Source organism: Oerskovia sp. Root22, assembly GCF_001429135.1.
In the GTDB taxonomy this organism is placed as follows: Bacteria; Actinomycetota; Actinomycetes; order Actinomycetales; family Cellulomonadaceae; genus Oerskovia; species Oerskovia enterophila.
On the sequence record NZ_LMIL01000009.1, the window covers coordinates 409,139 to 429,397 of the forward strand.

The window sequence follows — 20,259 nt, forward strand, 5'->3', positions numbered from 1 at the left end:
ATCGCTGCCCGTAGTGTGGACCCATGGATGGGACGAGTCGGGACAAGAAGGACACACCGCATCGGTCGGACGACGCGCCGCCCGACCCGCTCGTCGTCCCCTCCGTCGTCCGCAACCAGCTCCTCGAGCTCTCCGCGCGTGTCCTGGGCACCTGGGAGCCGTCGACCGTCCCGGTGCCCCTGCGCAGGGTCCGCACGTTCGCGCCACGCCGGCGCGCGGTGTCGGGCGCGGCGCCGCTGTGGCAGGCGCTCGAGACCAGTGCGTCGTTCCGGCACGCGGTCGCGGCCGCGTGGAGCACCGCGCACCCGCGGGAGGCACGAGCCCTCCGGCCCGACGGCGGCACGTCGGCGGGAGGTGACGGCGCCCAGGGCGCGGCGGGCGCGCGCGGCGACGCCACGCCCGAGGCGGCGGAGGCCCTGGTCCCCACCCCCACGTCGGACGACTCGAGCACGACGACAGGTACGGCTCCCGCGCGGGACCGGGGCTCCGCCGTCGGGCAGGGGGAGGGCGAGGGAGCGCGGGCCGCGAGCGACCTCGTGGAGCTGGCCGTCGGCGCGTTCCTCCTGCGACCCGACGGCTGGGAGGTCCACCTGGCCCGCGCGGCCGAGGCCCTCGAGGCGCAGGCCGAGGCGCAGCGCCGCGCGCTGGAGGCCGAGCGCGCCGCGGGGGAGCGCGACCGGGCCGTCGCGGAGCTCGCCGCGGCCCAGGAGGCAGCGGCGGCGGACCGCGCAGCGCTCGAGGAGGCGCGGGCCGAGATCGCGACCCTGCGTCGGCAGGAGCGCAAGCTCCGCTCGGACGCCGACCGTGCCCGCGCCGAGGCGCGGTCAGCGCTCGCCGAGGCCGCCTCGCGCACCGAGGCCGCCGAGGCGCTCGCGGCCCGGGCCGCCGACGAGCGGCGCGAGGCGTCGGTCGCGCTCGACCGGGCGCACGCGGCCCGGGACGAGGCGCGCACGCTCACGCACACCGGTGCCGAGCTGGCCAACGCGCGCGCCCGGCTCCTGCTGGAGACGGTCGTGGACGCGGCCGTCGGGCTCCGTCGCGAGCTCGGGATCCCGCCGACCACGCTCCGCCCGGCCGACACCGTCGCTCCCGCGGACAGCGCGGGTGCCCCAGGGGTCCCCGGCCGCACCCGGCCCGGGTCGCGTGGGCGTGCCGGGGACGATCCCGCGCTGCTCGACGACGTCCTGGCCGTCCCCCAGATGCACCTCATCGTCGACGGGTACAACGTGACCAAGACCGGCTTCGGAGCGCTGACCCTCGCGCAGCAGCGCCGCCGTCTCGTGGACGGGCTCGTGCGCGTCGCGTCGCGCACGGGAGCCGAGGTCACGTGCTGCTTCGACGGCCAGGACCTGGGCCACCTGCCGCCCGCGAGCACCCGCGGGGTGCGCGTCCTGTTCACGTCGGGCGAGATCGCCGACCACCTGATCCGCCGGCTCGTCGCGGCCGAGCCGGAAGGCCGGCCCGTCGCGGTCGTCACGAGCGACCGGGAGGTCGCGGACGACGTCCAGGCCATGGGGGCCGTGGCGATCGGGTCGCCCGCGCTCGTCGCGCGGCTCGCGCGGCTCTGAGAGCGGGGACCGCGGACAGCAGGACGGCCGGCCCCCCTCGTGGGGACCGGCCGTCCTGCGGTGCGCTCTCCGTGCGGATCAGTGGGCGGCAGCACCCGCGTAGATCGCGTCGACCTCGACCGAGAAGTCCTGGAGCACGACGTTGCGCTTGACCTTGAGCGAAGGCGTCAGGTAGCCGTTCTCGACCGTGAAGTCCGTCGTCAGGATCGTGAACTTGCGGATGGACTCGGCGCGCGAGACGGCCTTGTTGGCGCGGTCCACGGCGGTATCGAGCGCTGCGAGGACGTCCACGTCGATCGCTGCGGCCTCGACGGTCATGGGCTCCTTGCCGTGCATCGCGAGCCACCCGGGCAGGCCCTCGGGATCGATCGTCATGAGTGCGCCGATGAACGGCTGCCCGTCCCCGACGACCACGCACTGGCTGACCAGGGCGTGCGCGCGGATGCGGTCCTCGAGCACGGCCGGGGCGACGTTCTTGCCGCCCGCGGTCACGATGATCTCCTTCTTGCGGCCCGTGATGCGCAGGAACCCGTCAGCGTCGAGCGAGCCCAGGTCGCCCGTGCGGAACCAGCCGTCGACGAACGCGTCCTGCGTGGCCTGCGGGTTGTTGTGGTACCCGCGGAACACGTGGTGGCCCTTGAGGAGGATCTCGCCGTCCTCGGCGATCCTGGCCCCGCAGCCCGGGAGCTGGGGCCCGACGGTGCCGATCTTGGTCGCGGTCGGACGGTTCACCGACGTCGGCGCGGTGGTCTCCGTCAGGCCGTAGCCCTCGAGGATGCGCACGCCGATGCCGCGGTAGAAGTGTCCGAGCCGCTCGCCGAGCGGGGCGCCGCCCGAGACGGCCCACTTGGTCTGCCCGCCGAGCGCCGCACGCAGCTTCTTGTAGACGAGCGCGTCGGCGACCTTGTGCTGGAGCTTGAGACCGATGCCCGGGCCCTTGGGGTCGTCCAGGGCGCGGGAGTAGGCGATCGCGGTCGCGGCGGCCCAGTGGAAGATCTTGACCTTGCCACCGGCGGCGGCTTTCTGCTCCGAGGAGTTGTAGACCTTCTCGAACACGCGGGGGACCGAGAGGATGTAGGTCGGCTTGAACTCGCCCAGGTCCTCGAGGAGGGTCTTGGTGTCCGGGGTGTGCCCGAGGACCGTGCCGCCTGCCACGACGAGCACGCCGATGAAGCGCGCGAACACGTGCGCCAGGGGCATGAACAGCAGCGTGCGACCGTTCGCCTCGGCGAAGACCTCGGGCAGCGCCTTCACGGCGTTGACGGTCAGCGAGTAGAAGTTCTCGTGCGTGAGCTCGGCGCCCTTGGGCCGTCCCGTGGTGCCCGAGGTGTAGATGATGGTCGCGACGTCCGCGAGGTTCGCGAGGCCGCGACGGCGGGCGATCTCGTCGTCGCTGACGTCCTTGCCCGCCTCCTTGAGCGCGGCGATCCCGCCGTCGTCGATCACGAACACCTGGCCCAGCTCGGGCGCCTGTGCCCGGACCTCCTCGACCGTGGCGGCGTGCGCGGGCGACTCGACCACGAGCAGCCTGACCCCAGCGTCCGAGAGGATCCACTGGACCTGCTCGGCGCTCGAGGTCTCGTAGAGCGGCACGGGCACCGCTCCCGCGGCCCACGTGGCCCAGTCGAGCAGGGTCCACTCGTAGCGGGTGCGGGACATGATGCCGACGTGCTCGCCGGGCTGGATGCCCAGGGCCACGAGGCCCTTGGCGACGGAGACGACGTCGGCGTCGACCTCCCGTGCGGTCAGTGTCTTCCAGGGGGCGCCCGGCCCGCTCTTGACCTCGACCATCGGCTGGTCGGGCCCGGCCGCGACACGGCTGGCGAAGAGGTCGTTGAGGTTGTCGAGGGGATCGACATCGATGATGCGCGGTGCGCTGAACTCGTCCATGCTGGCTCCAGTGGCAGAAGTCGACGGTGTGAGAACACTACCCACAGGTCGGAAGTGTCGTTGACCGCCTCCGAGTCGGTACTCTTCATGGTGCTGTGCGCTGTTGCGCAAGATTTCAGGCCGTACCTGGGCGAACGCCGGGATCGACCGACGATCGGAGCCGACGGACGTACGCAGAACCGATGCCGAGGCGGTGCACAACCGTTACCGGCGGGTGTTCCCATCCTGTGAGTTCCAGACCGCTACGTGAGTGAGGACCTGACATGCATGCCATCGGAGTCGACATCGGCGGAACGAAGATCGCCGCGGGTGTGGTCGACGAGAACGGCAAGATCCTTGCGCAGACGCGTCGCGACACCGAGCCCGACGACGTCGCGAGCATCGACGCAGCGGTCGCGGACGTGTACGCCGAGCTGTCCAAGGAGTTCGAGGTCGAGGCCATGGGCCTGGCCGCAGCCGGCTTCGTGAGCCCCGACCGCACGTCGGTCCTCTTCGCCCCCAACATCGCGTGGCGCGAGTACCCGCTGGCCGACAAGGTCCGCGCGCTGATCGGCGACGACGACGTGAAGATCGTCGTCGAGAACGACGCCAACGCCGCGGGCTGGGCCGAGTTCCAGTTCGGCGCGGGACGCGACGCCTCGGACATGCTCATGCTCACGGTCGGCACGGGGCTGGGCGGCGCGATCATCGTCGACCGCAAGCTCGTGCGCGGTCGCTGGGGTGTGGCGGCCGAGGTCGGGCACATGCGCGTCGTGCCCGGCGGGCACTACTGCGGGTGCGGCCACGAGGGCTGCTGGGAGCAGTACGCGTCGGGCAGCGCGCTCGTGCGCGACGGCCAGGCCGCGCTCATCGCCCAGCCGGACCGGGCTGCCGCGCTGCTCGAGCTCGCGGGCGGCGACGCCTCCAAGCTCAACGGCCCCCAGATCACGCAGGCCGCGCAGGACGGCGACGAGCTCGCGATCGAGCTGCTCGCGACCCTCGGCCGGTGGATCGGCGAGGGTGCAGCCTCGGTGACGGCGCTGCTCGACCCCGAGCTGATCGTCATCGGCGGTGGCGTCGGCGCAGCCGGCGACCTGCTGCTCCAGCCCGTGCGCAAGGCGTTCGCCGACCAGCTCTCGGCTCGTGGGCACCGCCCCGAGGCGCAGATCGACCTCGCTCAGCAGGGCAACGAGGCCGGCATCGTCGGCGCCGCGGACCTCGCTCGCAGCTAGTCGCATCGCCTCTGTCACGGGAACGGCCCCCGACCTCTGCACGAGGTCGTGGGCCGTCCGGCTTCTCGGCACGCCCCGTCAGGGGAGATGGCCGGTCGGTCGTCCCGCCCGGGTGCGCAGCGCACCCGGGGCGCGCGACGTCGTCGGGCACGGGAGCGCACGACCCGGCGCCGCCCGGACCCTGCCGCGGTGCGTGCGGGAGGCGTCCGTCAGACGACGGCGCCCGGCCCCGCACGGTCGTCCTCACGGCGGTGGGGCATGCGCCACACGAGCACCGCGAGCCCGACCAGGAACAGGCCGCCCGCGACCTGGGCCACGATCGTCGGGAACGGGCGGAGCACGACCATCCCGACGAGCAGGAGGATCGGGATGCCGGCGACCAGGCCCCAGGCCATGGTGAGCAGCGGGTCGCGGCCCATGCCGATGTCCGGGTCCGGGGGAGTGAAGTGGCTCTCGGCCTCCTCGAGGTCCTCGACCTCGGGCGTGGCCGGCCAGTCCCGGGGGCCGGCCGGGCCCTGGACCCAGGGCGCGACCGGGAACGTCTCGTGCAGGTCGCGCGGGGCCGAGGGGCGCGCGTCGGGCCCGGACGGGCCGGGACCCGCCTCGGCGACGGCCGACTCCGCCGCGGCCGAGACGTCCGAGAGGTCCGCCACGATGTCGGCCCAGCGGGCCTCGACGTCGGGGAGGTCGTCCTTCGGCGTGGTCGGCTGGTCGTCGGTCGGCTCGATCGCGTCGTCCTTCCCGTCGTTCTCGTCCTGCGGTCCTGCATTCGGTGCGGCCATGGGGTTCACTCTAGAGTCGGAACCGCAGCCCGTGTTCGCGGGGTGCTCCAAGGAGGAACGTTGTTCTACTGGTTCATGAAGCAGGTGATGGTCGGCCCCCTGCTCCGGCTGCTGTACCGTCCGTGGACGCGCGGCGTCGACAACGTCCCCGACGAGGGCGGAGCGATCCTCGCGAGCAACCACCTCGCGGTCATCGACTCCTTCATCCTGCCCCTCGTGCTGAACCGCAAGGTCCAGTTCCTCGGGAAGTCCGACTACTTCACGGGCAAAGGCGTCAAAGGGCGTCTGACGGCCGGGTTCATGCGCGGCGTGGGCACCATCCCCGTCGACCGTGCGGGCGGCAAGGCCAGCGAGGCCGCGCTCAACACGGGCCTGCGGGTCCTGGGCGACGGCGAGCTGTTCGGCATCTACCCCGAGGGCACCCGCAGCCCCGACGGGCGCCTGTACCGCGGCAAGACCGGCGTGGCCCGCCTCGCGCTCGAGTCCGGCGCGCCCGTCGTCCCGGTCGCGATGATCGGCACCAACATCGCCCAGCCCATCGGCAAGGTGATCCCCAAGCCCATGCGGATCGGGATCGTGATCGGCGAGCCGCTCGACTTCAGCCGCTACAAGGGCATGGAGAACGACCGCTTCATCCTGCGCGCCGTCGCGGACGAGATCATGTACGCGATCATGAGCCTGTCGGGCCAGGAGTACGTGGACATCTACGCCGCGACGGCCAAGGCGCGCCTCGCGGCCGGACCCGCCGCTACCACACCTCCCGCCTCGCCCGCAGCGCCGGGCGGCAGGCCGGTCCCGGACGTCCAGGTGCCGGAACCGCCGCAGGAGGACCCCGCGCCGTCAGTAGACTGAGGGAGCAGGCCGTCCCGCTGCCCCGGGGGATCCCCGGCGTCGATCGACGCAGGCACGGCGGCATCCTTCAACGAGAGGCTCCTTTGCTATGTCTGATCGTCGGCAGGTTCGTCGCGTCGCACTCCTGACGGCCGGTGGTTTCGCCCCGTGCCTGTCCTCCGCCGTGGGCGGTCTGATCGAGCGCTACACCGAGCTCGCCCCCGAGGTCGAGATCATCGCCTACCAGCACGGCTACCACGGCCTGCTGACCGGCAACAAGATCGTCGTCGACGAGGAGACCCGGAAGAACGCGGGCATCCTGCACCGCTTCGGTGGCTCGCCGATCGGCAACTCGCGCGTCAAGCTCACCAACGCGAAGGACTGCGTCAAGCGCGGCCTCGTCCAGGAGGGCCAGGACCCGCTGCAGGTCGCCGCGGAGCAGCTCAAGGCCGACGGCGTCGACGTCCTGCACACCATCGGTGGCGACGACACCAACACGACCGCGGCGGACCTCGCGGCCTACCTGCACGAGAACGACTACGAGCTCACGGTCGTGGGCCTGCCCAAGACGATCGACAACGACGTGATCCCGATCCGTCAGTCGCTCGGTGCGTGGACCGCCGCCGAGGAGGCCGCGGGCTTCGCGCGCAACATCATCGGCGAGCACCGCTCGGGCCCGCGCATGCTGATCGTGCACGAGGTCATGGGCCGTCACTGCGGCTGGCTGACCGCCGCCTCGGCCGCCGAGTACCGCAAGTGGCTCGACACGCAGGAGTGGGTCCCGGGCATCGGCCTGACCAAGGAGCGGTGGGACATCCACGCGGTGTTCGTCCCCGAGCTCGCGCTCGACATCGAGGCCGAGGCCGCGCGTCTGCGCACCGTCATGGACGAGGTCGGCAACGTCAACATCTTCCTGTCCGAGGGCGCGGGCATGAACGAGATCGTCGCGCAGCTCGAGGCGTCGGGCGAGACGGTCGAGCGCGACCCGTTCGGCCACGTCAAGCTCGACACCATCAACCCGGGTGCCTGGTTCGCCAAGCAGTTCGCGGAGAAGCTCGGCGCCGAGAAGACCATGGTCCAGAAGTCGGGCTACTACTCGCGCGCCGCGGCCGCGAACGCCGAGGACCTGCGCCTCATCAAGTCGATGACGGACCTCGCCGTGGACTGCGCGTTCAAGGGCGAGTCGGGCGTGATCGGCCACGACGAGGAGAACGGCGACCGCCTGCGCGCGATCGAGTTCCCGCGCATCGCGGGCGGCAAGGCGTTCGACGTCTCCCAGCCGTGGTTCGGCGACCTGCTGGGCGAGATCGGCCAGCCGCTCGTGCCCGCTGCTCCCACGGCGCACTGACCCGCTGATGGCGACCACGACCGGCGCGGAGATCACCCAGGGACTGGACGCGTTCCGTTCCCTCGTCGCGCAGCAGCAACCCACGTGGCCCGACGCCGCGGCCCTCGCGGACGTGTCTGCGCGGCTCGCGGCCTCCGCGCCGCTCGTGGTCCCCTCGGAGGCCGACACCCTGCGCTCGCGGCTCGCCGCCGCGGGCCGGGGTGAGGCCTTCCTCCTGCAGGGCGGTGACTGCGCCGAGACGTTCGCGGACGCCAACGCCCTGCGCATCCGCAACAAGGTCCGCACCATCCTGCAGATGGCCGTGATCCTGACGCACGGCGCGAGCATGCCCATCGTGAAGATGGGTCGGCTCGCGGGGCAGTACGCCAAGCCGCGCAGCTCGAACGACGAGACGCGCGAGGGGGTCACGCTGCCCGCGTACCGCGGCGACATGGTCAACGGGCACGCCTTCACGACCGAGGACCGCGTCCCGGACCCCGATCGGCTCATGCAGGCCTACCGGATCTCGTCGGCGACCCTCAACGTGGTCCGGGCGTTCACGGGTGGCGGTTTCGCCGACCTGCGACAGGTGCACGAGTGGAACCGCGGCTTCATGCGCAACCCCGCATACGCGCGCTATGAGAGCACGGCCGCGGAGATCGACCGCGCGATCCGCTTCATGAAGGCGTGCGGGGTCGACTTCGACGCGCTGCGCACGGTCGAGTTCTTCGTGAGCCACGAGGCGCTCATCCTCGACTACGAGCGCTCGCTCACGCGCATCGACTCGCGCTCGGGCAACGCGTACGACACCTCGGGGCACTTCCTGTGGATCGGTGAGCGCACGCGCCAGCTCGACGGCGCGCACGTGGACTTCCTGTCGCGCGTGGCCAACCCGATCGGGGTCAAGCTCGGTCCCACCACGGCTCCCGACGACGCGCTGCGCCTGATCGACAAGCTCAACCCGGACGCGATCCCGGGCCGGCTGACGTTCATCACGCGCATGGGAGCGGGTCGGATCCGCGACGCGCTGCCCGCGCTCGTCGAGGCCGTGCGCGAGTCCGGCGCCCCCGTCACGTGGGTCACGGACCCCATGCACGGCAACACCATCACCTCGGACAGCGGGTACAAGACGCGCCGCCTCGAGGACGTCCTGGACGAGGTCCGCGGCTTCTTCGAGGTCCACCGCGCGCTCGGCACGGTGCCCGGTGGCCTGCACGTCGAGCTCACGGGCGACGACGTGACCGAGGTGCTGGGCGGCAGCGAGGAGATCGACGACGCGGGGCTGGCCCTGCGTTACGAGACCCTCGTGGACCCGCGCCTGAACCACCAGCAGTCGCTCGAGATGGCCTTCCAGGTCGCGGAGATGCTCCAGGCACGCTGAGCCGGCGTCCGCTCACGACCGGGCCCGAGGCCCGGGAAGACCTCATGCAGCCCGACGGCGGCGCACCCGCAGGTGCGCCGCCGTCGGGCTGTCTCGTGCCGGTTGAGAGGGCGTGCGCGAGGTCGACGGGCCCGGAGGGGGCCGCGAGGTAGAGGGGAACCGTCGAGGTAGAGGCGTGCAGCCCTCTACCTCGACGCGAGCCCTCTACCTCGCGAACGGCCAGGTGGCCGAGCCGGGGTCAGAGGACCGAGCAACGTCAGAAGACGTTGACGACGACCGTCGACCCCTTGGGCGCGGTCTTCCCGGCCCCGCCCTCGGGGGACTGGGCGTAGACGATGTTGAGCGGGCTGATGCCCTGCGGGTGGCGCACCTCGACGACGAAGCCCGCGTCCGTGAGCATCTTCTCGGCCTCGGTGACGTTGCACCCGTAGGTGTTGGGGATCTCGACGAGCGGCGGGCCGAGCGAGACGACGAGCGCGACCTTGTCACCGCGGTGGCCCTCGGTACCGTTCTCGGGGGTCTGGCTGATGACGAGCCCCGCGGCGACCGTCTCGGAGTAGTCGTCGGTCGAGCTCGGGTCGAGGCCGAGGTCGGTGAGGGCCGTGAGCGCGGCGTCCTTCTCGAGCCCCACGACCTGCGGGACCGTCACGGGGGCGGGCCCCTGGGAGACCGTCAGCTGGACGACGGTGCTGTGGGGCTGCGAGCTGCCCTCGGGCACCGAGACGGCGAGCACGTCGCCCGCGGGCATGTTGTCGCTGTAGTCCTCGACCGGGTCGCCGACCTCGAAGCCCGCGGCCTCGAGGGCAGCGGTCGCGGAGTCAGCCGTGGTCCCGACGAGCCCGGTCGGGACGTCGAGCATCTTGACCCCGAGCGAGACCAGCAGGTTCACCGCACCGTCCTTGCGGACCTTGCCGCCCGCGGGGGGATCGGTCGAGATCACCGTGCCGGCCGGGAAGCTGTCGTCGTAGGCCTCCTTGACCGTGCTGCGCAGGTCGACCGCCCGGAGCGTCGTCTCGGCCTCGGCCTGCGTCGCGCCCACGAGGTTCCCGGGGACCGCCGTGTAGGCGCCCGGGCCGCTGAGGAACCACCAGGACGCGCCGACCGCGGCCCCGGCGAGGAGCAGGACGACCACGAACCACCACCAGCCGGCGCGCCGACGGCGTGACCGGGGTGAGGGGGTGTCGTCGGAGCCGTCGACCTCCAGGTCCCCGCGCGACATCGCGAGCGTGTGCTGCACGCCGTCGCCCTGGGCCGACGTCGTGACCAGGTGAGCGGTCGACGCGGGCCCGATACCCGTGAGGACGGTCGTCGGGGTCGAGTCGGGCTGGGCGGCCGAGGGCGAGGCCGTGGCGCCGGTCTGCCGGTCCGCGGCGGCGCGAGACGCGCCGGCCGTCGCGGCCCCCACCGCGGCGACCGAGGCCAGCACGGCCGTCGCGCCGGAGTCCGGGCTCTTTCGGTCCGTGCCTGCCGTGCCCACCGCGCGGGCCGTGCCGCTGCTCGCGGGGACCGATCGCCGGTCGAGGACGGCCGGGTCGAGCGCTGCCCGGGTCTGGCGCACCAGGGTCAGGGCCGCCCCGGCGTCGACGGGACGGTCGTCGGGTGCGCGCGCCGCGAGGGCGCAGACCAGCACGTCGAGCTCGGCGGGGAGCCACGGTTCGACGTCGGAGGGTGGCGGCACGTCGGAGTTGACGTGCTGGAAGGCGACCTGCAGCGGGGTCTCGCCCGTGTAGGGGAGGCGGCCCGTGAGCATCTCGTAGGCCATGACACCGACCGCGTACACGTCCGTCCGTGCGTCGCAGCGGCCCGACGTGATCAGCTCGGGGCCGAGGTAGGCGACCGTGCCGAGGATCGTGCTGGTCGCGGTCGACGCGGCCTCCGTCACGGCACGTGCGAGACCGAAGTCCGCGACCTTGACGTGCCCCGACGCGTCGATCAGGACGTTCTCCGGCTTGACGTCGCGGTGGACCAGGCCCTTGCGGTGGGCCGCGGCCAGGGCGTCCAGGATCTCCTCGAGCAGCTCGAGGGTGCGGCCCACGGCCAGCGCGCGCTCGTCCTGCAGGACGTGGCGGAGCGTCGTGCCCGGTACGTACTCCATGGTCAGGTAGCTGGTCTCGCCGTCGATCCCCTGGTCATAGACGGCGACCACGCCCGCGTGGGTCAGGCCCGCCGCGGCCCGCGCCTCGCGCCGGAAGCGCGAGACGAACTCCGCGCCGTCCGAGCCCTCGGCCAGGTGAGGGTGCATGACCTTGAGCGCGACCTCGCGGTCGAGTCGTCGGTCCAGCGCCAGGTACACCGTGGCCATGCCGCCACGGGCGATCTTGGACACGACCTCGTACCGCCCGTCGACCAGGCGGCCGACGAACGGATCAGTCGTCACAGTTGCCACGTGGGAAGTCTAGGCGTCCTGGGACGTGGAACCGGTGAGGCGCCGCATCGTGGTGGTGGGGGTCGTGCGGACGGATCGTGAGCGACGGGGGGCGGGCGCCGTGCCCGGAGCCACGTACGCTGGTCCCGTGACTGATGTGACTGACCTCGAGCAGCTCGTTCCCGAGTGGCTGACCCTTCCCCAACTCGCCGAGGTGCTCGGCACGACCGTGACGCAGGCCCGCAGCATCGTCCAGGACCGGCGCGTCGTCGGCGTCAAGCGTGGCGAACGCACCTCGTTCCAGATCCCCGCGGCCTTCGTGGTCCCGGCGCACCGGGCCAACCCGGCCAACGTGGCGCCCGCCCCCGAGAACCCCGAGGACGGGCGCCACGTGGTGCTCATGTCCGTGCAGGGCACGGTCGCGGTCCTCACCGACTTCGGCTTCACCGACGCGGAGATCATCGAGTGGCTCTTCAGCCCGGACGAGGCGCTCGGGACGTCGCCCATGGAGGCGCTGCTCGCCGGACGCAAGGCCGAGGTGCGTCGGGTCGCCCAGGCGCTGCTCTGACCTCCTGACGCCCGGCGCCGCTCGGCGGTGACGCGTACCGTCGAGCGGCGACGGTCGGACGCGCGCCGCCGGAGGCGCAGCGCGGGCCGGACGGTGCCCGACGCCGACGCGCCGAGCCTCAGGCCGTGCGCTGCACCGCGGCGCGCGCGAGCTCGGCGACCACCTCGGCACCCGGCGCCGCGAGGTCGGCTGCGTCGAGCGCTGCGAAGGCCTGTTCGCTCAGCTCGTCGATGAGCCGCTCGACCGCCGCGACCGCGCCGGTCTCGACCAGCAGCCCACGCAGCGTGTCGACCGTGGCCAGGTCCAGCGCGGGGTCGCCCAGAGCACCCAGCAGCAGCTCGCGCTGGGCAGGCGTCGCGGTCCGCAGCGCCCGCGAGACCAGCACGGTCCGCTTGCCCTCGCGCAGGTCGTCCCCGGCGGGCTTGCCCGTCGTGGACGGGTCGCCGAACACTCCCAGCAGGTCGTCGCGGAGCTGGAACGCCTCGCCGATCGGCAGACCGTAGGTGGGCACCGCCGCGAGGCGGTCGGGGGAGGCGCCCGCGAGGGCCGCCCCCAGCGCGAGCGGGTGCTCGACCGAGTACCGGGCGGACTTCGAGCGGATCACCGCGCGCGCCCTGGCCTCGTCGGCGTCGAGGTCCTGGCCCCACGGCACGGCCTGCGCGAGCACGTCCAGGTACTGCCCGACCGTGACCTCGGTCTGCATGTCGTCGAACAGCGTCCGGGTCCGCAGCGCGACGTCCTCGGGGACCCCGACGAGCGCCCCACGGATCTCCGCCTGGCTCCCGATGAGGCACAGGTCGCCGAGCAGGATCGCGGCCGACGAGCCGTACTGGACGTCGCTGCCGGACCAGGCCGCGTCGCGGTGCCGGGCCGCGAACGCCCGGTGCGCGGCGGGGCGGCCGCGCCGGGTGTCGGAGTTGTCCATGACGTCGTCGTGGAAGAGCGCGGCCGCCTGGAAGAGCTCGAGCGCGGCGCCCGTCCGGACGGCCGCGCGCCGGCGTCCGTCGCCGACCTGGCCGCCGTGCGCGCGCCAGGACCAGTAGCAGAAGGCGGCTCGCAGCCGCTTGCCGCCCGTGAGCAGGTCGGCGGTCGCCTGGGCGAGCGGTGCGGCGTCCTCGCCGATCGCGGCGAGCTGGGCCCGCTGGGTGTCGAGGAAGGCACTGAGAGCCGTGTCGACGTCGGGGCGGAGGTTCTCGCGGTCGACGGGCGGTGAGGCGGGCGCAGGGGCGTCAGCAGGCATGACCGCAGCCTAGGTCACGCGGGAGGTGCGACCTGCCCGCTGACCGTCACGAGCCGGGCGTCCTCGGTGTCGAGGACGCCCACGAACAGGGTCTCGGTCGCGCCCTCGGGCGTCGCCCGGTTGAACGCGGCCTGGCCGCTCAGGCCGCCCGTCGAGGAGCCCTCGACCGCGGTGAAGCCCGCCGCGGCCATCGCCTGCGAGTAGAAGTCGAGGATCTCCTGGACCGAGGCGGTCGACGAGAGGTTGAGCGTGACCTGGCGCAGGGGCTGGCCCTCGACGTCGGCCGCGGAGCTCGCGAGGACCTGCGCCTCGGGCGGGACGGGGACGGCGTCGGCCGGGAAGCCCGCGACGAGCGAGCCGGCGACGGAGCTCTCGTCGAACGAGGGCATGTCGGCAGCGGGGGACAGGCCTTCGGGGGCCGGGGCGGAGGCATCGCCCGACGGCGTCGCGTCCGTGCCGCGGTCGGGTCCGGTCGGGGGGGCGGCAGGAGCCGAGCAGCCCACGAGCAGACCGAGCGCGAGGCAGGCCGCGGTGGCGGACGCCCCCACGGTCCGGAGGCGATCGATCGAGTCAGATGGACGACGCACCCCCACACCGTAGTCAGTGCGCGGTGCGTGGCTCGACCACAGCCCACGCCGGCCCGGTCCGACGTCCACAGCCGTGCCCGCCCTCTCCTCAGGGCGCCGGTCGCGCGGTGGGATGAGCGACATGACGACCACGATCCGGGCCCGCGGGCCCCGCGAGCTCCTCGCCTACGTCCCCTTCCGGCTCGGGTACCGCCCCGACGACAGTGCGGTCCTGATCAGCCTGCGCGCCCCGCGCGGCCGGGTGGGTCTGGTCGCCCGTACGGACCTGACCGACCTCGCGGACCTCGAGCACGGCCCGCAGGTCGCCCGCACGCTCGTGTCCCACCTGTGCGCCGACGGTGCACGGCGCGCGGTGCTCGTCGTGTACACCGACGTGGACCTGCGCGCGGGCGGTGCCCCGGCGGCCCGTGAGCGTGCGGCGGTCGAGCACTGCCGGGAGGCCGCTGAGGACTTCCTCGGAGACCTCGAGGTCTGGGTCGTGGGCCCGCGGGGGTACTCCTCGCTCGACTGCCTCGACGAGGCGTGCTGCCCCGCGGCAGGCAGGCCCCTCACCGACCTCGAGTCCACCCAGGTCGGCGCGCACATGGTCCTCGCGGGGGCTGCTGTCGCGCCCTCCCGGGCCCACTCCTTCGCGATCCCGGTCCTCGAGCCCGCGCTGCGCCGTCGGGCCGTCCGGGCCTCCGCGCGCTGGCGCGCCGACCGCGAGAAGGCGCTCGCGGTCGGCGGGGACGCCGCGGCCCGCTGGCGGGCCGGAGGGCTCGAGGCGTGGCGGTCCGCGGTCGCGGTCGCCGACCGGCGCGAGGGTGGGGGCGAGACAGTGCTTCCGCCCGCCCTCCTGGGACGACTCGAGGCGGCGCTCGAGAGCATCCCGGTCCGGGACGCCGTCCTGCTCTCGTTCGCCGCGGGCACCGAGGACGTCGCGCGCCTCACCGCGACCGCCGTCCCGGGACCGCAGGTCGAGGCGGGGACCGCCTCGGCCATCGCGGCGATGGTCGACCCCGCGGTCGGGCTCCCGCCGGACCCGGACGTCGTGCGGAGCGCACGCACGGTCCTCGAGGCCGTCGTGGGAGCCGGCCGCACGGGGCGACAGGCGCCGGCGCTCACGCTCCTCGCCCTCCTCGCCTGGTGGGAGGGCGACGGCGGGCTCGCCGCGGACCGGCTCAGGAGGGCGCTCGACGCGGATCCCGCGTACCGGCTCGCGCTGCTCGTGAGGAGCGCGCTCGAGGCGGGGCTCGCGCCGGGTTGGGCCCGCGCCGAGGCGGGTGCGGCGAGGTGAGGATCCACGGGCGTTCCGGTACCGTCGCACCTGCCGGGGTGGTCCCGGTCCGCAGCCCGGGAGCAGCCCGTCCTGCGCGCGCCAGCAGGCATGCCTCAGGCATGACGGAGGATTCCCATGACAGTCGTTGTCGGCTACCTGTCCACCCCCGAGGGGCGCGAGGCGCTCGGCACGGCCGTCGACGAGGCGATCAGCCGTCGGAGCGAGCTCCTGGTCGTCGTGAGCGACAAGGACGGCCGGTCCCTCCCCGAGCAGGTCGAGGAGCGGCTCGCCGACATCGCCCGGATCACGGCGCCGCTCGACGAGGCAGGGATCCCTCATCAGGTCGTGACGGGCACGGGCGAGGTCGCCGAGGACCTGGTGGCGACCGCGGAGACCCATGGTGCCGGCCTGATCGTCATCGGTCTGCGGCGGCGGAGCCCGGTCGGCAAGCTCATCCTCGGGTCCAACGCCCAGCGCATCCTCCTGGACGCTCCCTGCCCGGTGCTCGCGGTCAAGCCCCACCGACCCTGACACGGCTCGCAGGACCCGTGAGGGGTCGCCCGGACGGCCGCGACGCGCGCGGGCAGGAGGGTGTGACCAGGACCATCGTCGGGGGGAATCTTCCGCGGCTCCGGTGCGTTGACCAGGGGACGACAGCAGCGGAGTGGACGTGTGCAGGCCCGTTGGCGGCAACTCACCCGCGTCGGAACACGCTTCACCGGCGTTCGACGACGGTTCGGCCGGTACAATATAGGTGTCCGCACATGATCCGAGAGTCCTCCGATCTCCCGGGCACGCCCCTCCAGTGATTGCCGAAAGGTCGGTTTGTGGCGCCCTCTTCCCAGAACCCCGCTCTCCCGCACGAGTTCGAACACCCCGCGTTGCAGGAACTGCTGCGCAAGGGCAGTGAGAACGGCCGGGTCGACGCCGAGAGCTTCCGCAACGCCTGCGAGAGCGCGACGATCGGCGACCCCAAGCGTCTGAAGGCCGTGCTGCGTGCACTGGCCGGTGCCGGTGTCGAGGTCGAGATCCCCGTCGCGACCAAGGTCGCCGCCGCCACCTCCTCGCGCTCCACCACGACGTCGCGGGCCGTCAAGCCCGCCACCAAGAAGGCCGCGACCCCGCGGGCAGGTGCCGTCACGACGACGCGCACCGCTGCGGCCACCGCCGCCGCCGCGGCTGAGTCCACGGACGCCGCGACCGACGAGGCCGCAGCGCCCGCCGCCAAGGCCCCTGCGACGCGCAAGCGCGCCACGACGGCCAAGACGGCTGCACCCAAGGCCGCGGCAACGACGCGCCGCAAGCGCGGAGCCAAGGACGACGAGGACTCCGACGAGGTCGTGGTCGAGGACCTCGTCGAGACCGACGACGACGCGGAGACCCCCGCGACCGCCGCCAAGCCCGCCGAGGAGGCCGACGAGTCGCGTGGCTTCGTCTACTCCGACGCGGACGACGACGACGCTCCTGCCCAGCAGGTCGTGACCGCGGGCGCCACGGCGGACCCGGTCAAGGACTACCTCAAGCAGATCGGCAAGGTCGCGCTGCTGAACGCCGAGCAGGAGGTCGAGCTCGCCAAGCGCATCGAGGCCGGCCTGTTCGCCGAGGAGCGCCTGAGCTCGGGCGACACGTTCGAGCCCAAGCTGCGCCGTGAGCTCGAGTGGATCTCGGGCGACGGTCGTCGCGCCAAGAACCACCTGCTCGAGGCCAACCTGCGTCTGGTCGTCTCGCTCGCCAAGCGCTACACGGGCCGCGGCATGCTCTTCCTGGACCTGATCCAGGAGGGCAACCTCGGTCTGATCCGTGCGGTCGAGAAGTTCGACTACACCAAGGGCTACAAGTTCTCGACGTACGCGACGTGGTGGATCCGTCAGGCCATCACGCGAGCCATGGCCGACCAGGCCCGCACCATCCGTATCCCGGTGCACATGGTCGAGGTCATCAACAAGCTGGCCCGCGTGCAGCGCCAGATGCTCCAGGACCTGGGCCGCGAGCCCACCCCGGAGGAGCTCGCCAAGGAGCTCGACATGACCCCCGAGAAGGTCGTCGAGGTCCAGAAGTACGGCCGCGAGCCCATCTCGCTGCACACGCCGCTCGGCGAGGACGGCGACAGCGAGTTCGGTGACCTCATCGAGGACTCCGAGGCCGTCGTCCCCGCGGACGCCGTGAGCTTCACGCTGCTCCAGGAGCAGCTGCACCAGGTCCTCGACACGCTCTCCGAGCGTGAGGCCGGCGTGGTCTCCATGCGCTTCGGCCTGAGCGACGGGCAGCCCAAGACGCTCGACGAGATCGGCAAGGTCTACGGCGTGACGCGTGAGCGCATCCGTCAGATCGAGTCCAAGACCATGTCGAAGCTGCGTCACCCGAGCCGCTCGCAGGTCCTGCGCGACTACCTGGACTGACCGGTTCCACCAGCAGCGCCGAGAGGCCCGCACCCCGCAAGGGGTGCGGGCCTCTCGTGCGTCCGGGGTCGTGCGCCCGGCCCGGGCGAGACGGGGTACGGGGCGCGTGGCGCCGTCGGGCACGGGGAGCGTCGCGTGCTGGCGAGAGGCTTGCACGAGGCGCGCCCGCGCCGTCGGGAGCGGCACGGGCGCTGCTCCTGCGGCCCGACGGCGGGGGCTCCGTCCGGCACGCACGACGCCCGGGCGCCGTGGTCCGGACAGAAAGAACCCCGGCCGGTGATGATCACCGGTCGGGGTTCAGGGTGTCCCGTGCGCGTCGAGCGCACGCGGGGGTCTCAGCGAGCGCCGTGCTCCGCGAGCAGGCGGTCGGTCTCGTCCTGGACGTGCGTCGCGATGTCTGCGTAGGCGGCAGCGTGCGCGCGGGCGTGGTGGGCGCAGAAGAGCAGCTCCCCACTCGGCATGGTCACGCGCACGTACGCCTGGGCGCCGCAACGGTCGCAACGGTCGGCCACGGTCAGCGGTTCAGTCGTCGTAGCAGTCACGTGACCATGTAATCATCCCGGGACCCTTTCCTCGTACCGAAATGGCCCGGGTTCGCTACCCGCGTAGCCGCGGCTTCTCGGGAATAGGGAGGTCGTGGGAACCGAGTGCGACGCGTCACGGCCCGGCGGCGAGGACCTGTGGGTGGCAGCGTCTAGGCTTTCCCTTCGTGACGACCACCTCTGAGTCCAGCTACACCGCACGGCACCTCTCCGTCCTCGAAGGACTCGAGGCCGTCCGCAAGCGACCCGGCATGTACATCGGGTCCACCGACTCGCGCGGTCTCATGCACTGCCTGTGGGAGATCATCGACAACTCGGTCGACGAGGCCCTCGCGGGCAACTGCGACGCGATCGAGGTCGTGCTGCACGCCGACACCTCGGTGACGGTCAAGGACAACGGGCGCGGCATCCCCGTGGACATCGAGCCCAAGACAGGCCTCAGCGGCGTCGAGGTCGTCTTCACCAAGCTGCACGCGGGCGGCAAGTTCGGCGGCGGCTCGTACACCGCCTCGGGCGGCCTGCACGGTGTGGGCGCCTCGGTCGTCAACGCGTTGTCCTCGCGCCTCGACGTCGAGGTGGACCGCAGCTCCAAGACCTACCGCATGACGTTCCACCGCGGCGAGCCCGGGGTGTTCGCGGACCCCGCGTCCGGACCGGACCCGGACGCAGCCTTCACACCGTTCGTCGAGCGCTCCGAGCTGGCCGTCGTGGGCAAGGCGCCCCGCGGGAGGACCGGGACCCGCGTGCGCTACTGGGCGGACCGCCAGGTGTTCCCCAAGACCGCGGTCTTCTCCTACGACGAGCTCGTGACGCGCGCGCGGCAGACGACCTTCCTCGTGCCCGGCCTCAAGATCACGCTGCGCGACGAGCGCGGGCTGCCGGGCACGCCCGGCGCCGACGGCCCGGTCGAGGAGAGCTTCCAGCACTCGGGCGGCACGATCGACTTCGTCGACTTCCTCGCCCCGGACCCCGCGGTGACCGCGACGTGGCACCTGACGGGTTCCGGCACGTTCAAGGAGACCGTCCCGGTCCTCGACGAGCGGGGCCACCTGACCCCGCAGGAGGTCACGCGCGACTGCGAGGTCGACGTGGCGCTGCGCTGGGGCACGGGCTACGACACCGAGCTGCGGACCTTCGTCAACATCATCTCGACGCCCAAGGGCGGCTCGCACCTCGCGGGCTTCGAGGCCGGGCTGCTCAAGATCCTGCGCAAGGGCGTCGAGACCAACGCCCGCCGGCTCAAGGTGTCCACCAAGGACGCCTCGGAGCGCATCGAGAAGGACGACGTCCTCGCGGGCCTCACGGCCGTGCTCACGGTCCGGCTCGCCGAGCCGCAGTTCGAGGGGCAGACCAAGGAGGTCCTCGGGACGGCCCCCGTCCGGGCGATCGTGGCGCGCGTCGTCGAGCAGCAGCTCGGCGCCATGCTGACCTCGACCAAGCGCGACGAGAAGACGCAGGCCTCCCTGCTCCTCGACAAGGTCGTCGCCGAGATGCGCGCCCGCATCACCGCGCGCAAGCAGAAGGAGATCTCGCGCCGCAAGAACGCGCTCGAGACCTCGTCGCTGCCGTCCAAGCTCGCGGACTGCCGCAGCGACGACGTCGAGCGCAGCGAGCTCTTCATCGTCGAGGGGGACTCGGCCCTCGGCACGGCCAAGCTCGCCCGCAGCTCCGACTTCCAGGCGCTCCTGCCCATCCGCGGGAAGATCCTCAACGTCCAGAAGGCCTCGGTCACGGACATGCTCCGCAACGCGGAGTGCGCCGCGATCATCCAGGTCATCGGTGCCGGCTCGGGGCGCTCGTTCGACCTCGAGGGCGCGCGCTACGGCAAGGTCGTGCTCATGACGGACGCGGACGTGGACGGCGCGCACATCCGCACGCTCCTGCTCACGCTCTTCTTCCGGTACATGCGCCCCCTCGTGGACGCGGGCCGGGTCTACGCGGCCGTGCCGCCGCTGCACCGCGTCGAGGTCATCGGCGCGGGCTCGCGCAAGAACGAGTACATCTACACGTACTCCGAGGCCGAGCTGCGCGACGTGCTCAAGAAGCTCGACCGGTCCGGCAAGCGCTACAAGGAGGACATCCAGCGCTACAAGGGGCTCGGGGAGATGGACGCCGACCAGCTCGCGGAGACCACCATGGACCCGCGCCACCGCACGCTGCGCCGTGTCACCGCGGAGCACGCCGAGTCCGCCGAGCGCGTGTTCGAGCTGCTCATGGGATCGGACGTCGCACCGCGCAAGGACTTCATCATCGCGGGGGCCGCAGGGTTGGACAGGGCGCGCATCGACGCCTGACGTCCCGTCTGCTGGG

General features: G+C 72.6%; 16 protein-coding genes. 10 read left to right on the forward strand and 6 right to left on the reverse strand.

Features of this window, described 5'->3' with window-relative positions:
* The first annotated feature begins 23 nt into the window (after positions 1-23).
* Positions 24-1,568: an NYN domain-containing protein gene (locus ASE15_RS12325; RefSeq protein WP_056763519.1), complete on the forward strand. Its 1,545-nt coding sequence runs from the start codon at positions 24-26 to the stop codon at positions 1,566-1,568.
* Between the two features lie 78 nt (positions 1,569-1,646).
* Here ASE15_RS12325 and ASE15_RS12330 read toward each other — a convergent pair whose 3' ends face one another.
* Complete coding sequence (locus tag ASE15_RS12330) at positions 1,647-3,458, reverse strand: long-chain fatty acid--CoA ligase (RefSeq protein WP_056650247.1); 1,812 nt, start codon at positions 3,456-3,458, stop codon at positions 1,647-1,649.
* 263 nt (positions 3,459-3,721) lie between these two features.
* Here ASE15_RS12330 and ASE15_RS12335 point away from each other — a divergent pair, with 263 nt between their 5' ends.
* Positions 3,722-4,669, forward strand: a complete 948-nt coding sequence (locus tag ASE15_RS12335; protein ID WP_056650244.1) for an ROK family glucokinase — start codon at positions 3,722-3,724, stop codon at positions 4,667-4,669.
* Between the two features lie 209 nt (positions 4,670-4,878).
* Here the strand turns inward: ASE15_RS12335 and ASE15_RS12340 are convergent, their stop codons facing one another.
* The gene (locus ASE15_RS12340) at positions 4,879-5,451 is read right to left on the reverse strand and encodes a hypothetical protein (protein ID WP_056650239.1); all 573 of its coding nucleotides are present in this window, start codon (positions 5,449-5,451) and stop codon (positions 4,879-4,881) included.
* 60 nt (positions 5,452-5,511) lie between these two features.
* Between ASE15_RS12340 and ASE15_RS12345 the strand changes: the two genes are divergently transcribed.
* The 3 genes from ASE15_RS12345 (at position 5,512) to ASE15_RS12355 (ending at position 8,990) form a co-directional block, all read left to right on the forward strand.
* A complete protein-coding gene (locus tag ASE15_RS12345; RefSeq protein ID WP_231907543.1) occupies positions 5,512-6,303 on the forward strand; it encodes a 1-acyl-sn-glycerol-3-phosphate acyltransferase in 792 nt (263 codons plus the stop codon).
* Positions 6,304-6,391: 88 nt separating this feature from the next.
* Positions 6,392-7,630 carry a pyrophosphate--fructose-6-phosphate 1-phosphotransferase gene (locus ASE15_RS12350; protein ID WP_056650236.1) on the forward strand — a complete coding sequence of 413 codons (1,239 nt, stop codon included), beginning with the start codon at positions 6,392-6,394 and terminating at the stop codon, positions 7,628-7,630.
* A 7-nt stretch (positions 7,631-7,637) separates the two neighbouring features.
* Entirely contained in the window at positions 7,638-8,990 is a 1,353-nt protein-coding gene (locus tag ASE15_RS12355; protein WP_056763521.1) for a class II 3-deoxy-7-phosphoheptulonate synthase, read from the forward strand.
* A gap of 256 nt (positions 8,991-9,246) precedes the next feature.
* On the opposite strand, the gene pknB is transcribed toward ASE15_RS12355, so the two are convergent.
* A complete protein-coding gene (gene pknB, locus ASE15_RS12360) occupies positions 9,247-11,376 on the reverse strand; it encodes a Stk1 family PASTA domain-containing Ser/Thr kinase (protein WP_056763522.1) in 2,130 nt (709 codons plus the stop codon).
* A 127-nt stretch (positions 11,377-11,503) separates the two neighbouring features.
* On the opposite strand from pknB, the gene ASE15_RS12365 reads away from it, so the two are divergent.
* On the forward strand, positions 11,504-11,923 hold the full coding sequence (locus ASE15_RS12365) for an Rv2175c family DNA-binding protein (protein WP_056650227.1): 420 nt from the start codon (positions 11,504-11,506) through the stop codon (positions 11,921-11,923).
* Positions 11,924-12,041: 118 nt separating this feature from the next.
* Here ASE15_RS12365 and ASE15_RS12370 read toward each other — a convergent pair whose 3' ends face one another.
* On the reverse strand, positions 12,042-13,163 hold the full coding sequence (locus ASE15_RS12370) for a polyprenyl synthetase family protein (RefSeq protein ID WP_056763524.1): 1,122 nt from the start codon (positions 13,161-13,163) through the stop codon (positions 12,042-12,044).
* 14 nt (positions 13,164-13,177) lie between these two features.
* Positions 13,178-13,750, reverse strand: a complete 573-nt coding sequence (locus tag ASE15_RS12375) for a hypothetical protein (protein WP_157277214.1) — start codon at positions 13,748-13,750, stop codon at positions 13,178-13,180.
* Between the two features lie 121 nt (positions 13,751-13,871).
* On the opposite strand from ASE15_RS12375, the gene ASE15_RS12380 reads away from it, so the two are divergent.
* From ASE15_RS12380 to ASE15_RS21515, 3 genes are all read left to right on the forward strand, one after another.
* On the forward strand, positions 13,872-15,026 hold the full coding sequence (locus ASE15_RS12380; RefSeq protein ID WP_056763528.1) for a DUF4192 domain-containing protein: 1,155 nt from the start codon (positions 13,872-13,874) through the stop codon (positions 15,024-15,026).
* A 117-nt stretch (positions 15,027-15,143) separates the two neighbouring features.
* A complete protein-coding gene (locus ASE15_RS12385; RefSeq protein ID WP_056650215.1) occupies positions 15,144-15,539 on the forward strand; it encodes a universal stress protein in 396 nt (131 codons plus the stop codon).
* Positions 15,540-15,835: 296 nt separating this feature from the next.
* Positions 15,836-17,407 (forward strand): RNA polymerase sigma factor, encoded by a 1,572-nt coding sequence (locus ASE15_RS21515; protein WP_056650212.1) that lies wholly within the window; start codon positions 15,836-15,838, stop codon positions 17,405-17,407.
* A 335-nt stretch (positions 17,408-17,742) separates the two neighbouring features.
* Here ASE15_RS21515 and ASE15_RS12395 read toward each other — a convergent pair whose 3' ends face one another.
* Entirely contained in the window at positions 17,743-17,949 is a 207-nt protein-coding gene (locus tag ASE15_RS12395) for a hypothetical protein (RefSeq protein WP_056650208.1), read from the reverse strand.
* A 167-nt stretch (positions 17,950-18,116) separates the two neighbouring features.
* On the opposite strand from ASE15_RS12395, the gene ASE15_RS12400 reads away from it, so the two are divergent.
* On the forward strand, positions 18,117-20,243 hold the full coding sequence (locus ASE15_RS12400) for a type IIA DNA topoisomerase subunit B (protein ID WP_056650205.1): 2,127 nt from the start codon (positions 18,117-18,119) through the stop codon (positions 20,241-20,243).
* Positions 20,244-20,259 lie beyond the last annotated feature (16 nt).

What these genes read in the sequence shown, in the direction of transcription:
- ASE15_RS12325 (WP_056763519.1), top strand. Translation starts at nt 24, where the DNA reads ATGGATGGGACGAGTCGGGACAAGAAGGACACACCGCATCGGTCGGAC.
- ASE15_RS12330 (WP_056650247.1), bottom strand. Translation starts at nt 3,458, where the DNA reads ATGGACGAGTTCAGCGCACCGCGCATCATCGATGTCGATCCCCTCGAC.
- ASE15_RS12335 (WP_056650244.1), top strand. Translation starts at nt 3,722, where the DNA reads ATGCATGCCATCGGAGTCGACATCGGCGGAACGAAGATCGCCGCGGGT.
- ASE15_RS12340 (WP_056650239.1), bottom strand. Translation starts at nt 5,451, where the DNA reads ATGGCCGCACCGAATGCAGGACCGCAGGACGAGAACGACGGGAAGGAC.
- ASE15_RS12350 (WP_056650236.1), top strand. Translation starts at nt 6,392, where the DNA reads ATGTCTGATCGTCGGCAGGTTCGTCGCGTCGCACTCCTGACGGCCGGT.
- ASE15_RS12355 (WP_056763521.1), top strand. Translation starts at nt 7,638, where the DNA reads ATGGCGACCACGACCGGCGCGGAGATCACCCAGGGACTGGACGCGTTC.
- ASE15_RS12370 (WP_056763524.1), bottom strand. Translation starts at nt 13,163, where the DNA reads ATGCCTGCTGACGCCCCTGCGCCCGCCTCACCGCCCGTCGACCGCGAG.
- ASE15_RS12380 (WP_056763528.1), top strand. Translation starts at nt 13,872, where the DNA reads ATGACGACCACGATCCGGGCCCGCGGGCCCCGCGAGCTCCTCGCCTAC.
- ASE15_RS12385 (WP_056650215.1), top strand. Translation starts at nt 15,144, where the DNA reads ATGACAGTCGTTGTCGGCTACCTGTCCACCCCCGAGGGGCGCGAGGCG.